Raw genomic sequence first — 13901 nt, forward strand, 5'->3', positions numbered from 1 at the left:
CTCGACAACGCGGCTCGTGCCAACTGGTTCCAGGCCGGTCGCCAGATGGCTGCTGGTCAACGTGCAACAACACATGCGTGGCTTGCCGACGAGCAGGTTTCCGGCGTGATTGTTGTGATTAGTTGGGGAGATTGTCGAAGCGATCTACTAGATAATCTGTCGATGTCGCACCGGATCCATCGCCTCTGACCACACGAACCATAGCGACCCGATTGCCCGGTGCGACGCCTGTCACTGGCATGCATCTGCCGATCAAAATAGTGCCTTGAAGGCGGGCGGGCAGGGCGGCCGTACACTGCTCCATCCCGGCATAGATGGCGGGCCGCGTGTCCACCATGTGGCAGGCCTCCATCTGCGCGCTGCAGGAAAGCAGGATCATGGCCACTGTTGCCGGTTCCATCCTCACGACCCGTTTTAAGCGATCTCACGGATATGTCTTCAAGCGGCCAGGCGAAACCGGGCCGTTCCGACAACGTCTATCCCGGCTCCTGGTTGCGCTTGTGCCGACCGCTATTTCCACATGCCGCGCATGCGAGCGCCGAGATCGACCTTGACGCCTGGCCGCTGGCGCGGGTCGTCCTTGAGCGCGGCACTTGCCCAGGACGATTGCTCGAAGGCCGAAAGCATCGAGGCCGGGATGAAGCGGGTGCGCGAGGCATAGACATGGCGGTCGCCGCGCGCCGCCTGGTTGTGCGGATAAAAACGCTGCGGCACCACCAGATGCAAACTGTCCTTGGCGCGAGTCATCGCCACGTAAAGGAGCCGCCGCTCCTCCTCGATGTCCTCCTTGGTGCCGACGCCGAGATCGGCGGGGATGCAGCCGTCTACCGTGTTGAGTACGAAGACGTTCTTCCATTCCTGGCCCTTGGCCGAGTGGATGGTCGACAGGATGAGATAATCCTCGTCGCGATGCGGCGGCCCGGCCTGGTCGCTTGTGGCGTCGGGCGGATCGAGGGTGAGCTCGGTCAGGAAGCGCTCGCGCGACGGGTAGGTCGAGGCGATCTGCTCAAGCTGGATGAGATCGGCGCGGCGCGTGACCGCGTCCTCGTGGATGCGCTCCATATGCGGCTCGTACCAGAGCCTGATCCGTTCCAGATCCGCCGGCCACCTGGCGCCGGCGCGCAGGCCGCTATAGATGTCGAGGAACGCCGGCCAGTCCTGAGCGGCGCGCTGCGGCGGGCGGAACCGGGCAAGGCCCAGCGTCTCGTCCAGCGACGTCGCCATCGTCTCTACGATCTGCGAGGCGGCGGACGGGCCGATGCCCGGCATCAGCTGCAGCACGCGGAAGCCGGCGACGCGGTCGCGCGGGTTCTCGGCGAAGCGCAGCATCGCCAGCATGTCCTTCACATGCGCGGCGTCCAGGAATTTCAGCCCGCCGAACTTCACGAAGGGGATGTTGCGGCGCGTCAGCTCCACCTCCAGCGGTCCGCTGTGGCTTGAGGTGCGAAACAGCACCGCTTGCGCCTTCAGCGCCGTGCCGGCCTCGCGTTCGGCCAGGATCGCCTGGCAGACATAGTTGGCCTGCTCAGCCTCATCGCGCACGCTGACCAGTTGCGGCTTGTGCGAGGACCGGCGCTCGGTCCACAGATTCTTGGTGAAGCGCTCGCTGGCCTCGCCGATCACCTTGTTGGCGGCGGCCAGGATCGTCTCGGTCGAGCGGTAATTGCGCTCCAGCATGACGATCTCGGCGCCTTGCGCGAACTGCTTTGGGAAGTCGAGGATGTTGCGCACTTCCGCGGCGCGGAAGGAATAGATCGACTGCGCGTCGTCGCCCACCACGGTCAGCCCGGCGCCGTCGGGCTTCAGCGCCAGAAGGATCGAGGCCTGCAGCCGGTTGGTATCCTGGTATTCGTCGACCAGCACGTGGTCGAAGCGGCTGCCGAGATGCGCGGCGATCTCCGGCTCGGCCGCCATCTGCGCCCAATAGAGCAGGAGGTCGTCGTAATCGAGCACGTTCTGCGCCTGCTTGGCCTCGACATAGGCCGCGAACAGCTCTTTGAGCTGGTCCGCCCATGCCGCGCACCAGGGAAAGGCCGAGCCCAGCACCTCGCCGAGCGGCGCCTGCGCGTTCACCGCCCGCGAATAGATCTGCAGGCAGGTGCCTTTGGTCGGGAAGCGGCTTTCGGTCTTGGAGAATCCCAGCTCGTGCCGGGCAAGGTTCATCAGGTCGGCGGAATCCTCGCGATCATGGATGGTGAAGGCGGGATCGAGGCCGATCTGCTCGGCATAGTCGCGCAAGAGTCTTGCGCCGATGCCGTGGAAAGTGCCGGCCCAGGCGAGCGCGTCGGCGATGATCGCCGCGTCGCGCCCCAGCACCTCGCCGGCAATGCGCTCGACCCGCTTGGCCATTTCCGCTGCCGCGCGGCGCGAGAAGGTCATCAACAGGATGCGGCGCGGATCGGCGCCCTTAACGATGAGATGCGCGACGCGATGCGCCAGCGTGTTGGTCTTGCCGGAGCCGGCGCCGGCGATCACCAGAAGCGGTGCCGCCACCTTGCCGTCGCCATGCACCACCGCCAGCCGCTGCTCGTCATTCAGCCGGGCAAGATAGGCAGGTGTCTCGAATGACGAATCACGAGCGGCGATGTTCATCGCCCATCAAGCATCGTTTCCGCTTTGTTCGCAATAATTTCCTCGCCCGCGCGAGCGGCGAGAGGTGGCCTCGAAGGGGCCAGAGAGGGATTACCGCTTCGGCTCGACCCCCATCGCGGCCGACTGCCGCCGCAGCCTGCGCCTTTCGTCACCCGGCATATCCAGCGGCGCGACGTTTCCCGGTACCTCGTCGATGATCCTAACGGCGACGCGATAGGCGGTGTAGGCAAAAAGGCCGGCAAGCAGAAGGCGGACCATGATCAGTTCCTCGTTGCGTTCGATTGGCTCGGATTTCAACCGGACGCGGGCCACTTGGTTCCGGCTGTCCACGCAACCAAACCGCCACCGCCTCGTTTGCCCTCATGAAAGGGGCGAACGAGAGGAGGTCGTCATGAAGAAACTTCCTGTGCTGCTGGCTCTTGCGGCAGGGCTCGTCCTCGCCGCCTGCGACAACAATGTGCAGCCCACCAAGGCGCCGGGCGATGAAGTCAACCAGAACCCTCAGGTCGACAAGAACCCGGTGCCGAAATCGACCACCGGCGGAGACCAGCCGGGCACGCCGCCGAAGCAATAAGCATGTCTCCCGAAAGTGGGAACCGGTTTCGGGATAAAGAGATGCGTAAGGTCAAAACCTAAAGCGCGGTGGAGCGAATCTGAAAGATCGCGACGCGCTTTAGGGCAGGATAGGTCGAGTTATCGCCGGGCCGAAATGAAGAAGGCCGGCGCTGCTTGGGAGGAAGCTGGGTAGCGCCGGCCAAGCGGGAAAATCAGGCCCGCCGCACCATCCAACATAGCTGAGTCTCGACCTTGCGTCATGGCGTGATCGCGCTAGCCGGCTACAGTTAGCGGAAACACCCGGAACTCCTCAAGCTGCGCGAGTGGCGCTGCTAGAGCAATTCCAGGAAAAGTGTGAGCGGTTTTCCGCCCGGAATTGCGTAAAAACAAGGAGCTAGAGCATTTCACCGTTTCCGTGAAACGGTGAAATGCTCTAGGCCAGCGCCGCGCGGCCCTGCTGTCCGCCGGCAATCTCGATGTCGAGCTGGCGCTGCGTCAGCGCCGCTTCGGCCATGATCCACTGCTTGAACAGCTCGACCTTGCGGGCGCCGAGCGCCTTGATGGGGCTGACGAAATACCAGCCCGCGGTGTTGGGATGGTGGACCGCGAAGGGAGCCACCAGCCTTTCGGCGCGGATGTCGCTTGCCATATAGGCGCGGTTGGCGACGGCGAAGCCCATTCCGGCATTGGCCGCTTCGTAGGACATCATGCAGCTGTCGAAATAGACGCTTCTCGTCTCGCCCAGCACGAAGCTCGCGCCGGCGAAGCCCAGCCACGACTGCCAGTTCTGCGTGCAGGTGTCGGAGTGCAGCAGCGTGAAGTGGCGCAGGTCCTCCGGCACCACCTTCGACAGCGGCTTGTCGCCCAGCACCTCATGGAAGAGCTTGCGGCTGCACACCGGCGTCAGGTCTTCCTTGAACAGCAGCTCCGAGGTGAGGCCGGGGAAATTGCCGTCGCCGTAACGGATTTCGAGATCGTATTCGGAGGTCGAGAATTCGTGCGTGGCGTAAGAGGTCGACACCCGCATCTCGATCTCGGGATATTGCTGCTGGAACGCCGAAAGCCGTGGAAACAGCCAGCGCGCCGCGAAGGTCGGCAGCACGCAGATCCTGAGCACATGCGCCTGCGATTGCCCGGTGGCCTCCATGCTGGCCGCCACGATGCGCTCCAGCGCCTCGCGCACGCGCGCCACGTAGGTCTCGCCCTCCGGCGTCAGCGACACCGCATTGCCGCCGCGCTCGAAGATCTTGAAGCGCAGCTGGTCCTCCAGGCTTTTCACGCGCTGGCTCACGGCTGAAGCGGTGATGAACTGCTCCTCGCCGGCGCGCGTGAAATTCCTATGCCGCGCGGCGCTCTCCACGATTTTCAGCGAGTTGAGGTTGACCTGACTGAGCTGGCGCACGGCGTTTCGACCTTAAGCTGGGCTTAAGCTACCACTAGCATTCCTAAATTTACAGGGGTAGGCGTTTAAATGACTGTTAACCAAGTGTTGCCCTCACCTTGGAGAAAGTAGAATGAACGCCCATACAATTCCCGAACTACGCTGTGCAATGAGCCGCGAGGCCATCATTGGTCATGAGACGGCCTGGAAAGTGTCGGGGTTCGGTGTCGCCCAGTATCGTCACGGTTACGACCCCGCTCTGCTTGCCGCCATCGAGGAAGCCGCCCTGAAATTGAAGGCCAGCCATGCTGTGCACAAGCATCTCGACCTCACCTTCATCACCGGCGCCGACCGCTATATTCCGGAGATCAAGGAACTTTTGCACGACAAGCTGCGTCTGGAAAGGCTGTCCGACATGATGGGAACCAAGCTGGAGCCCTATCCGCTGTCGATCGTCGGCTCGACCGTCACCTTCATGAATCCGAAGGACGGCGCGGTCGAATGGCATTGCGACGGCGTTCCGGTGACGGAGCTCATTCCGCTGTCGATCAGCGATCCGCTCATCGGCGGTCACCTCGAAATTTATTGCGACGATTCCGAGACCGGCCGCTCGATCCTGGAATCCGGCCGCGACCTGCCGCGCAACAAGATCATGCGCATCGACCACAAGATGAATTACGCCACGCTCGGCCAGTTCCTCGGCGTGCTCCATCGCACGGCGCCGATCCAGCTCGGCGAACGCGTCACGCTGGTGCTCAACCAGCGCTCGGCGACCAAACCCTATGTCGATGACAACCGCATGTTCTACCTCGCCGCCGACAACGACCATGACCGTGCCTGGGTGAACGAGCTGGCAGAGGATGTCTGGACCAACCAGCTGCCCGCCTATCGCCGTCATGCTGAGGAGCATCCCGTGCCGAAGCCGACGGCGGAAGCGGTTTCTGGCGGGGCGAGGGAGTCTTGGTAGTGACCAAGGATCCGGTCGAGCTTCAGCCGCCTTCAGCGTCGCTGAGCCTCGGTTCGGTCGTGCCGGAAAGCCAAAGCCGTTCCAGCGCGGCCCTGGGGGCGGCGCTCGCCTTCGCCCTCGGCGCCGTGGCGCTGTGGGCGACCAACGCCCTCGTCGGCAAGACGCTGCTTGCCCTTTATCCGGTGTCGCAAGTGCAGTTCCTGCAATTTTGCGGCGCGGCCCTGGTGTTTGCGCTGATCCGGCTGACCAGCACCTCTCCTTCCCCCTTTGTGGGGGAGGGTGGATCGGCGCGCAGCGCCGAGACGGATGAGGGGTGTTCCAGCGAAGCGAGACGCTGGCGATCCCTGGAGCACCCCTCATCCGACCTCGCTTCGCGAGGCCACCACCCGGGGGCGAGCCACGGGTCTCGCCCCGTCCTTCGGACCCCTCGAGGGGAGAAGGGGACGTCCGCGCTCGCCTACCTCGTCGGCTTCCTTGGTCTGGTCGGCACGATGGTGCTGCAATATATCGGCTTCGCCTCGATGCCGGTCATCGAGGCGAACCTCGTCGCCTATACCTGGCCGCTGATGACCGCCGCGGCGGTCATCCTGCTTGGCCGACCGCGCCGTCCGCTGCTGCTTGGGCTGGCGGCGGCGCTCGGCTTCGTCGGCGTGGCGCTTGTGATTTCCGGCGGCGGTGCGCAGAGCTGGTTCGAAGGCAGCTTCGTCGGCTATCTCGCCGCCTTCGGCTCGGCGCTCTGCATGGCCTTCTACTCGCTCATGGTCGGCCGCCTTGCCGTGGCGCCGGAGCGTCTGCTTTTGCCCTCGGCGCTAACCGGCGTCGCGCTCACCTTCGCCTGGTGTCTGCATGACGGCGCCGTGCGTCCGAGCGGCGCGCACCTTCTGCTCGGTCTCTATCTCGGCGCCGGTCCGATGGGGCTCGGCTACTACTTCTGGTCGCGCGCGGCAAAGCTCGACCACGGCGGCAGGATAGCGGTCGTCGCCTATCTGACGCCAATCGCTTCCACGTTTCTGCTGACCTTGTCGGGCGAAAGCCTGTCGATGACGGCAATTGCCGGCGCCGTCCTCGTCATTGGCAGCTGCGTCGCGGTCGGCATCGAAGGTACGGAGACCAGGCACGATGTCCAAAATGGCCGTTGACGAGGACGAACGCCGCGCCTGGCAGGAGGCGCACTGGCTGGTCAGGGAGTTCGGCGCCGAGGCGCCGCTCTATGCGGCCATGAAGGCGGAAAAGGCCATCGAGCAGAAGGATTTCGGCCGCTGCGCCCGCTGGAAGCGCGTGCTGGAGATCCTCGCGGACAAGCCGGCCGCGGAGCTCAGGCGCGGTGTCGCCGGCAGATGAGTGATTTGCCACGAGACCGCCGAATCGCACATCGTTGACTGTCCGACCGGCGGATTATCGTTGCCGTGCCAGAACTTGGCGTGAACTTCGATTTTTCAGCAACTCCTACCGCAAGTCGAAGTGCTACAGCCCTTTTTACGCATCAAGGCGGGCAGCCGGTGCTATAAAGCGTTGGCTATAGCTATTAGAATTCCTAACTTGCACGTTTCCAGTCCGTGTAGAAACATCGACCGGTATTGAGTCTCGTAGCTTTACTGACTCTGGACGGTCCGTTGGGGGACAGGTCCAATTCGATACACCGACGAAAGTCTTAAAAAGAGCTGGCGATTTGAGGCCGGCAGAAGGTGAAAAAATTGTCCAACATCGACGACAAGACTGCAATCGAACTGACCGCCGACATTGTCTCGGCCTATGTCGGCAACAATCCGCTCCCTGCCTCTGGCCTGCCTGACCTGATCGCCAGCGTCAGCGCCTCGGTGCGCAAGCTCGCCAGCAGCAGCGTTGTCAAGGAAGCGGTGGCGCTGACACCCGCCGTCAATCCGAAGCGCTCGGTTTTCCCCGACCACATCGTGTGCCTCGAGGACGGAAAGAAGTTCAAGTCGTTGAAGCGCCACCTTGCGACGGATCATGGCCTGACGCCGGATGAATACCGCGCGAAATGGGGCCTGCCCGCCGACTATCCGATGGTGGCGCCGAGCTATTCGGCGACCCGCTCCGCGTTGGCCAAATCGTCCGGTCTCGGCCGCAAGCCGGCCGGCGGCGATGCAGCCAAGGGCAAGCGCAAGACCAAGGCCTGAGGCATGGTGCCTGCAACGGGGGACGTCGCGCCAACGCCATGGCGCGAGCGTCAGGCTGCCCTCGGCGATTTGCGCCGCCGGGTGGCCATCCAGTCCTCGGTGGGCGCAGCCGACGGCGTCAGGGCGCGGCGCATCCTGTTTGCCTTGGGTGAGCCGCCCGCCGACCTACTTGACGCGCTCGACGCGCTCGACCGGTTCGAGCGCGCGATCGTCGAATGCGACGATCCGTCGGTCATCGAGGCGCGCAGGCTGAACTGCCTGGCTATTCTGGACCGCCTTGCGGCGAGCGGTCAGCCGCGCGCGAGCTGTTAGGCAGTTCCAGGAGAGCGTGAAACACTACAGCTAGAACGCTATCGCGCAGGCGCCGATCTAAGCGCTCACGCTTTCCTGGGATCTAGCGGCTGGCCTGAGAGGGCTTGACCGGCCGGGTGCGTTTGGGATCCTGCTCACCGGCAAGGCTCTGCGCCTCGACTGCTGTCATTTCAAGAAGATAGACAAGCATCTGATAGCGCGTGCGCGAGAGCATTTTCGCCAGCTTGCGCGTGATCTCCGCGACATATCTCAACGTTCGTAAATCGCTGGGCGCTCCATCCATCGTGAGCTCCTGACACGGCCAAGTTATTTGGGCCAAGTTACGGGGACCAAGTTATCGTTGGCGCCCACTCCCGACTCACGGCGCGTCTACAGATTTGCAGGTTTGCGATAAAACTGAAATCAATTTTTGATAAGCATCATGCTTGGCTTGCAAGATTTTGCCGTCCTTTTTTGGTGGCATCGTCGCTTGCCCCGCTAATATTCAGCCAAAACCAAACTTGCGGTTGTCTTGCCGCGCCGGGTTGATTTTCCGTTGGGGCATGTTGATCACCGCAGCACGTGCGGCGCGTGAGCCGCGCCGCTCAGCCTTTGTAAGCAGAGCAGAACCCCGGAGGGTTGTCTTTGCCGATCATGGCGCAGCCGCGCTTGATCTCGTCAATCATCATGCTGCAGGCATTCTGCCCGTTGCAGGGCGGATTGGTCGCCGGCGACACCTGGACGCACTGCGAGACATACTGGTCCGACTTGGCCTTTCCGGCGGATTGCACGCATGGCCTCGTGTCGTTCTGACTGGCCTGGGCAGGGGCGGTTTTCGCAGGCGCGGCGCCAGCCGTCGCAGGCGCGGCCTTGGGCGTCGCAGGCGCGTTCTTCGCGGGCGCGGCATTGCCGCCGCCTTGCGGCACGCAGGAGAGGTCGCCTTCCGGGCATTGCAATTGGTGCTGCAACTGCGCCAGCCGCACCTTGGTCAACTCCGTCTTGCAGGTTTCGACCAGGGTCGAATATGCCGAGCCGTCGGCATAGGGCCGGGTGCGGAAGGCGCATTCCTTGTCGCGGAACGGGATCCAGGCGCGCTGCGCGTCGCGCAGGCGCTTCAGGTCGGCGGGAGCGAGACGGCCAGCCAGCGCCTTGTAGACCGCGTTGAGCCCCGCGTCCGCCGAAGCGGCATTCGCGGCCGTGCAGGTGGCAAGGTCGGCCTGTGTCTTCGCTGCCACGCAGTCGATCGCTGCCGCACGGGCCGCGGGGGCGGTGAGAAGCATGGCCAGCCCGGCGGCGACTTCGAAAATAGCGAGCGCCAGCGAGTTTGAGAGGAGCGTGGTCTTGCCCGACATCTGATCTGCCCTTTGTCTGAATCGCCCCGCCCTTTGCCAGCATAGGTTGAGACGACAGCCGCGATCAACGCCAAATCCGTAACGTGGCAAGCAAAGTGTAACCGGCGCGGATCGGCCACGGCAGGGAAGCGCCCAGCCTCGGAACGGTGATCCGCCGCGGAGGCTGGAAGGGCAGGGCTGTCCTGCGGGAGATTGCTAAAATGCCGTCCCGGAATCGATCTGGATCAGCAGGTGTTCCGGCTCCCGCATCTCTGGCCTGATCGCAATCTTTCCCATTTGCGGAGAGGTTGGTTGGGCCTGCGGCACACCCGCGACGGCAGTTTGAGCGGTCTGATCCTCGAACAAAACTACCTGTGTCGCCAGCGCGGTAGTCGTGGCAACCTGGCAGAAGATGAAGGCGAGGGCGAGATAGCGGATCACGGGCCTCCGAACGCTTTGGCCGGCAACTGGTTCCGGGCCGTAAGGCTTTTACCGTCGGGTCCGCGGCCGCACATGTCGAGCGCCGCCAGGCGCTGGCTCTTGCGAAGCGCCGATCTCCCGTGCAAAAGCCCGCTCATGCTTATCATCAACGACCTTACGCTGCGCATGGCGGGGCGGCTGCTTCTCGATCATGCCTCGCTCACCCTGCCGGCCGGCACCAAGGCCGGTCTCGTTGGCCGTAACGGCACCGGCAAGACCACGCTGTTCAAGGCGATCACCGGCGATTTCCCCTCGGAGACCGGCTCTATCAGCCTACCGAAGAACACGCGCATCGGCCAGGTGGCGCAGGAGGCGCCCGGAACCGAGGAGCCGCTGATCGAGATCGTGCTGAAAGCCGATGTCGAACGCCAGGCCTTGCTCGAAGAGGAAAAGACCGCGACCGATCCGCACCGCATCGCCGAGATCCATACGCGGCTGGCCGACATTGACGCCCATTCGGCCGAATCCCGCGCCGCCACCATTCTGGCCGGTCTCGGCTTCGATGATGCCGCGCAGAAGCGGCCGGCCTCCTCCTTCTCCGGCGGCTGGCGCATGCGCGTGGCCCTCGCCGCTGTGCTGTTCTCCGAGCCCGACCTTTTGCTGCTCGACGAGCCGACCAACTATCTCGATCTCGAAGGCACGCTCTGGCTGGAGAATTATGTCTCCAAATATCCGCACACGGTCTTGCTGATCTCGCACGACCGCGACCTTCTCAACCGCGCCGTCAACTCGATCGTCCATCTCGACCAGAAGAAGCTCACCTTCTGGCGCGGCGGCTACGACCAGTTCGAGCGCCAGCTCACCGAGCAGCGCGAGCTGCAGGAGAAGAGTCGCGCCAAGCAGGAAGCGCAGCGCAAGCATATGGAATCCTTCGTCGAGCGTTTCCGCGCCAAGGCGTCCAAGGCAAGGCAAGCGCAGTCGCGCCTGAAGGCGCTGGAGAAGCTGAAGCCGATCGCCGCGGTGGTGAACGACACGGTGCGGCCATTCTCTTTTCCGGAACCGGTGAAGACGGTCGCCTCACCGATCGTGGCGCTGAACGGCGTGAATGTCGGCTACACCGAAGGCAATCCGGTCTTGAAGAAGATGACGCTGCGCATCGATGCCGACGACCGCATCGCGCTGCTTGGCGCCAACGGCAACGGCAAGTCGACCTTCGCCAAATTGCTCGCCGGCCGGCTGAAGCCTGAGACCGGTTCGATGACGATCGCGCCGGGCCTGAAGGTGGCGATCTTCGCCCAGCACCAGCTCGACGATCTGCGCCCCGAGGAAAGCGCTTACGAGCATGTGCGCCGGCTGATGCCGGATGCGCCGGAAGCCAAGGTGCGCGCTCGCGTCGCCCAGTTCGGCCTGTCGACCGAGAAGATGAACACCGCCGCCAAGGACCTGTCCGGCGGCGAGAAGGCGCGCCTGCTGATGGGTCTGTCAGCCTTCGAGGGCCCGAACCTCTTCATCCTCGACGAGCCGACCAACCATCTCGACATCGACAGCCGTGAATCGCTGATCCATGCGCTCAACGATTTCCCGGGCGCCGTCATCCTGATCTCGCACGACCGCCACCTCCTGGAGGCGACGGCGGACCGGCTGTGGCTCGTCAAGGACGGCGCGGTCAATCCCTATGACGGAGACCTGGAGGACTACAAGACGCTGGTCACCGGGGTCTCCTCCAACCGCCGCGAGCAGAAGGAGGCCGACAAGGCCTCCAAGGCCGACCGTCGCCGCGAGGCGGCCCAGCGCCGCGCTGCGCTGGAGCCCTTGGCCAAGGAGATCCGCGCCACCGAGGCGCTGATGGACCGCATCCGCAAGCGCATCGACCTGATCGAGGACGAGCTCGCCAATCCGGCCGTCTACGAAAAGGATCCCTCGACCGCGACGCGGCTTGCCAAGGAGCGCTCGCAACTGGCGCATACGCTGGCGCTGAACGAGGACAAGTGGCTGGCGATGTCGGCGGAATATGAGGAAGGGATCGCGGAGTAGCGCGTCTTTCCTTCTCCCAACATGGGGAGAAGGAGGGAGCCCGTGGCCCTACACCTCGTCCCCAAAACCCGCTACACACCCCTGCATGAACCAGCACGCCAAGCTCCGGATCGGCCATTCGGCCTGTCCGCACGACTGCCCTTCCACCTGCGCGCTCGAAGTCGAGCTGCTCGACAACAATCGTATCGGCCGCGTGCATGGCGCCAAGGCGAACAGCTATACGGCGGGCGTCATCTGCGCCAAGGTCGCGCGCTATGCCGACCGCGTCCATCATCCCGATCGCCTGCTGAAGCCGCTGGTGCGCGCGGGCGGCAAGGGCGAGGGCATCTGGAAGGAAGCCTCTTGGGAAGTCGCGCTCGACCTTGTCGCGGAAAAATTCATCGCGGCGGAAGAGAAATACGGCTCGGAGACGGTCTGGCCTTATTTCTACGCCGGCACGATGGGGCTGGTGCAGCGCGACGGCATCGAAAGGCTGCGGCACGCCAAGAAATATTCCGGCTTCTTCAGCTCGATCTGCACCAATCTGGCCTGGACCGGCTGGATGATGGGAGCGGGCGCCTTGCGCGGTCCCGATCCGCGCGAGATGGCGAAGTCCGATTGCGTGGTGATCTGGGGCACCAATGCCGTGGTGACACAGGTCAATGTCATGACCCATGCCATCAGGGCGCGCAAGGAGCGTGGCGCCAAGATCGTCGTGATCGACATCTACGACAACGCCACCATGAAGCAGGCCGATCTCGGCCTGGTGCTGAAGCCCGGCACCGACGGCGCGCTCGCCTGCGCCGTCATGCATGTTCTGTTCCGGGACGGCATGGCCGACCGCGCCTATCTCGAGAAATACACCGACGATCCGCGCGGGCTGGAAGAGCATTTGCGCAGCCGCACTCCGGAATGGGCGGCCGCTATCACGGGCCTGAGCGTCGCCGAGATCGAGGCTTTCGCAAGGCTGGTGGGCACGACGAAAAAAACTTACTTCCGCCTCGGCTACGGTTTCTCGCGCCAGCGCAACGGCTCGGCCAACATGCACGCCGCGGCCTCGATCGCCGCCGTCACCGGCGCCTGGCAATATGAGGGCGGCGGCGCCTTCCATTCCAATTCCGGCATCTTCAAGCTGAACCAGGATGTGCTCGAAGGCACCGCGATGCGCGACCCGAACATCCGCTATCTCGACCATTCGCGCATCGGCCCGGTGCTGACGGGTGCCGAGGACGCGCTCTATGGCGGCCCGCCGGTGACGGCGATGCTGATCCAGAACACCAATCCGGCCAATGTCGCGCCCGAGCAGCGGCTGGTGAAAAAGGGTTTCCTGCGCGAGGACCTGTTCACTTGCGTCCATGAGCAGTTCATGACCGATACGGCCAAGCTCGCCGACGTCGTGTTGCCGGCGACGATGTTTTTGGAGCATGACGACATCTACAAGGGCGGAGGCAACCAGCACATCACGCTCGGCCCCAAGCTGATCGAGCCGCCGGAAGGACCGCGCACCAACCACTACGTGAATGAAGAGCTCGCCAAGCGACTGGGTGTCGGCGACCGTCCGGGCTTCGGCCTGACCGAGCGCGAGCATATAGACATCATCCTCGGCAAGCGCGGGCTCGGCAGCTTCGACAGTTTGAAGGCTGAGAAGTGGGTCGATCTTCAGCCCAACTTCGACGACGCGCATTTCATCAACGGCTTCGGCCATGCCGACAAGAAATTCCACTTCCGGCCCAACTGGACCGGGCAATCGGCGCCCAACCGGCCGCCGAAAAGCATGGGCCTGTTCGGTCCGGTCGAGCGGCTGCCCGAATTCCCCGACCATGTCGAACTGATCGAAGTCGCGGACGAGGAGCATCCGTTCCGGCTGGCGACCTCGCCGGCGCGCAACTTCCTCAATTCCAGCTTTGCCGAGACGCCGGTGTCGAAGGCCAAGGAAGGCAGGCCCGAGCTGCTCATCCACCGCGAAGATGCCGCCGCGCTCGGCATCGAGGATGGCGCCCGCGTCGAAGTCGGCAACCGGCGCGGCGACGTGGTGCTGCACGCAAGGTTCTTCGACGGCGTCAAGCATGGCGTGGTGATCGCCGAAGGCATCTGGCCGAACAGCGCGCATGAACGCGGCGAGGGCATCAACGTGCTGACCGGCGCCGATGCCCCGGCACCCTATGGCGGCGCCGCCGTCCACGACAACAAGGTGTGGCTGAGGGCGCTTTGAC

The 13901-nt window shown here is 63.9% G+C and carries 14 protein-coding genes; 8 read left to right on the forward strand and 6 right to left on the reverse strand.

Translation table 11 applies throughout. The annotated features are described in order from the left end of the window. Positions 1–510 precede the first annotated feature (510 nt). Positions 511–2592, reverse strand: coding sequence for an ATP-dependent helicase (locus tag MJ8_RS11580; RefSeq protein WP_201414493.1), 2082 nt, complete (start codon positions 2590–2592; stop codon positions 511–513). A gap of 90 nt (positions 2593–2682) precedes the next feature. Then, on the reverse strand, positions 2683–2850 hold the full coding sequence (locus MJ8_RS11585) for a hypothetical protein (RefSeq protein WP_095767064.1): 168 nt from the start codon (positions 2848–2850) through the stop codon (positions 2683–2685). A gap of 133 nt (positions 2851–2983) precedes the next feature. Here MJ8_RS11585 and MJ8_RS11590 point away from each other — a divergent pair, with 133 nt between their 5' ends. Then, positions 2984–3166, forward strand: a complete 183-nt coding sequence (locus tag MJ8_RS11590) for a hypothetical protein (RefSeq protein ID WP_140753661.1) — start codon at positions 2984–2986, stop codon at positions 3164–3166. A 414-nt stretch (positions 3167–3580) separates the two neighbouring features. Here MJ8_RS11590 and MJ8_RS11595 read toward each other — a convergent pair whose 3' ends face one another. Beyond that, the gene (locus MJ8_RS11595) at positions 3581–4549 is read right to left on the reverse strand and encodes a LysR substrate-binding domain-containing protein (RefSeq protein WP_201414494.1); all 969 of its coding nucleotides are present in this window, start codon (positions 4547–4549) and stop codon (positions 3581–3583) included. Positions 4550–4661: 112 nt separating this feature from the next. Here MJ8_RS11595 and MJ8_RS11600 point away from each other — a divergent pair, with 112 nt between their 5' ends. The 5 genes from MJ8_RS11600 (at position 4662) to MJ8_RS11625 (ending at position 7945) form a co-directional block, all read left to right on the forward strand. After that, entirely contained in the window at positions 4662–5495 is an 834-nt protein-coding gene (locus MJ8_RS11600; RefSeq protein WP_201414495.1) for a hypothetical protein, read from the forward strand. A 41-nt stretch (positions 5496–5536) separates the two neighbouring features. Then, positions 5537–6634 carry a DMT family transporter gene (locus MJ8_RS32280; RefSeq protein ID WP_225248303.1) on the forward strand — a complete coding sequence of 366 codons (1098 nt, stop codon included), beginning with the start codon at positions 5537–5539 and terminating at the stop codon, positions 6632–6634. Continuing rightward, positions 6624–6836, forward strand: coding sequence for a hypothetical protein (locus MJ8_RS11615; protein WP_201414496.1), 213 nt, complete (start codon positions 6624–6626; stop codon positions 6834–6836). The genes MJ8_RS32280 and MJ8_RS11615 overlap by 11 nt, the downstream gene beginning before the upstream one ends. Before the next feature lie 353 nt (positions 6837–7189). Beyond that, complete coding sequence (locus tag MJ8_RS11620; RefSeq protein ID WP_201414497.1) at positions 7190–7633, forward strand: MucR family transcriptional regulator; 444 nt, start codon at positions 7190–7192, stop codon at positions 7631–7633. Positions 7634–7636: 3 nt separating this feature from the next. Beyond that, positions 7637–7945 carry a hypothetical protein gene (locus MJ8_RS11625; RefSeq protein WP_201414498.1) on the forward strand — a complete coding sequence of 103 codons (309 nt, stop codon included), beginning with the start codon at positions 7637–7639 and terminating at the stop codon, positions 7943–7945. 82 nt (positions 7946–8027) lie between these two features. Here the strand turns inward: MJ8_RS11625 and MJ8_RS11630 are convergent, their stop codons facing one another. The 3 genes from MJ8_RS11630 to MJ8_RS11640 all read right to left on the reverse strand — a co-directional run bounded on the left by MJ8_RS11630 (position 8028) and on the right by MJ8_RS11640 (position 9696). Continuing rightward, positions 8028–8228, reverse strand: coding sequence for a hypothetical protein (locus tag MJ8_RS11630; RefSeq protein ID WP_201414499.1), 201 nt, complete (start codon positions 8226–8228; stop codon positions 8028–8030). Between the two features lie 301 nt (positions 8229–8529). Further along, positions 8530–9276, reverse strand: a complete 747-nt coding sequence (locus MJ8_RS11635) for a lysozyme inhibitor LprI family protein (RefSeq protein WP_201414500.1) — start codon at positions 9274–9276, stop codon at positions 8530–8532. 195 nt (positions 9277–9471) lie between these two features. Further along, complete coding sequence (locus tag MJ8_RS11640; RefSeq protein ID WP_201414501.1) at positions 9472–9696, reverse strand: hypothetical protein; 225 nt, start codon at positions 9694–9696, stop codon at positions 9472–9474. Between the two features lie 135 nt (positions 9697–9831). On the opposite strand from MJ8_RS11640, the gene MJ8_RS11645 reads away from it, so the two are divergent. Together MJ8_RS11645 and MJ8_RS11650 are read left to right on the forward strand one after the other, a co-directional pair. After that, positions 9832–11709: an ABC-F family ATP-binding cassette domain-containing protein gene (locus MJ8_RS11645; RefSeq protein ID WP_201414502.1), complete on the forward strand. Its 1878-nt coding sequence runs from the start codon at positions 9832–9834 to the stop codon at positions 11707–11709. Positions 11710–11794: 85 nt separating this feature from the next. Next, complete coding sequence (locus tag MJ8_RS11650; protein WP_201414503.1) at positions 11795–13900, forward strand: molybdopterin oxidoreductase family protein; 2106 nt, start codon at positions 11795–11797, stop codon at positions 13898–13900. Position 13901: the final 1 nt, after the last annotated feature.

Origin of the sequence: Mesorhizobium sp. J8, assembly GCF_016591715.1 — a bacterium.
Taxonomy (GTDB): Bacteria; Pseudomonadota; Alphaproteobacteria; order Rhizobiales; family Rhizobiaceae; genus Mesorhizobium.

Excerpts from the sequence above, each read along its gene's own strand:
- MJ8_RS11635 (WP_201414500.1), bottom strand. The coding sequence starts at position 9,276 with ATGTCGGGCAAGACCACGCTCCTCTCAAACTCGCTGGCGCTCGCTATT.
- MJ8_RS11625 (WP_201414498.1), top strand. The coding sequence starts at position 7,637 with ATGGTGCCTGCAACGGGGGACGTCGCGCCAACGCCATGGCGCGAGCGT.
- MJ8_RS11580 (WP_201414493.1), bottom strand. The coding sequence starts at position 2,592 with ATGAACATCGCCGCTCGTGATTCGTCATTCGAGACACCTGCCTATCTT.
- MJ8_RS11650 (WP_201414503.1), top strand. The coding sequence starts at position 11,795 with ATGAACCAGCACGCCAAGCTCCGGATCGGCCATTCGGCCTGTCCGCAC.
- MJ8_RS11600 (WP_201414495.1), top strand. The coding sequence starts at position 4,662 with ATGAACGCCCATACAATTCCCGAACTACGCTGTGCAATGAGCCGCGAG.
- MJ8_RS11615 (WP_201414496.1), top strand. The coding sequence starts at position 6,624 with ATGGCCGTTGACGAGGACGAACGCCGCGCCTGGCAGGAGGCGCACTGG.
- MJ8_RS11585 (WP_095767064.1), bottom strand. The coding sequence starts at position 2,850 with ATGGTCCGCCTTCTGCTTGCCGGCCTTTTTGCCTACACCGCCTATCGC.
- MJ8_RS11630 (WP_201414499.1), bottom strand. The coding sequence starts at position 8,228 with ATGGATGGAGCGCCCAGCGATTTACGAACGTTGAGATATGTCGCGGAG.
- MJ8_RS11645 (WP_201414502.1), top strand. The coding sequence starts at position 9,832 with ATGCTTATCATCAACGACCTTACGCTGCGCATGGCGGGGCGGCTGCTT.
- MJ8_RS11590 (WP_140753661.1), top strand. The coding sequence starts at position 2,984 with ATGAAGAAACTTCCTGTGCTGCTGGCTCTTGCGGCAGGGCTCGTCCTC.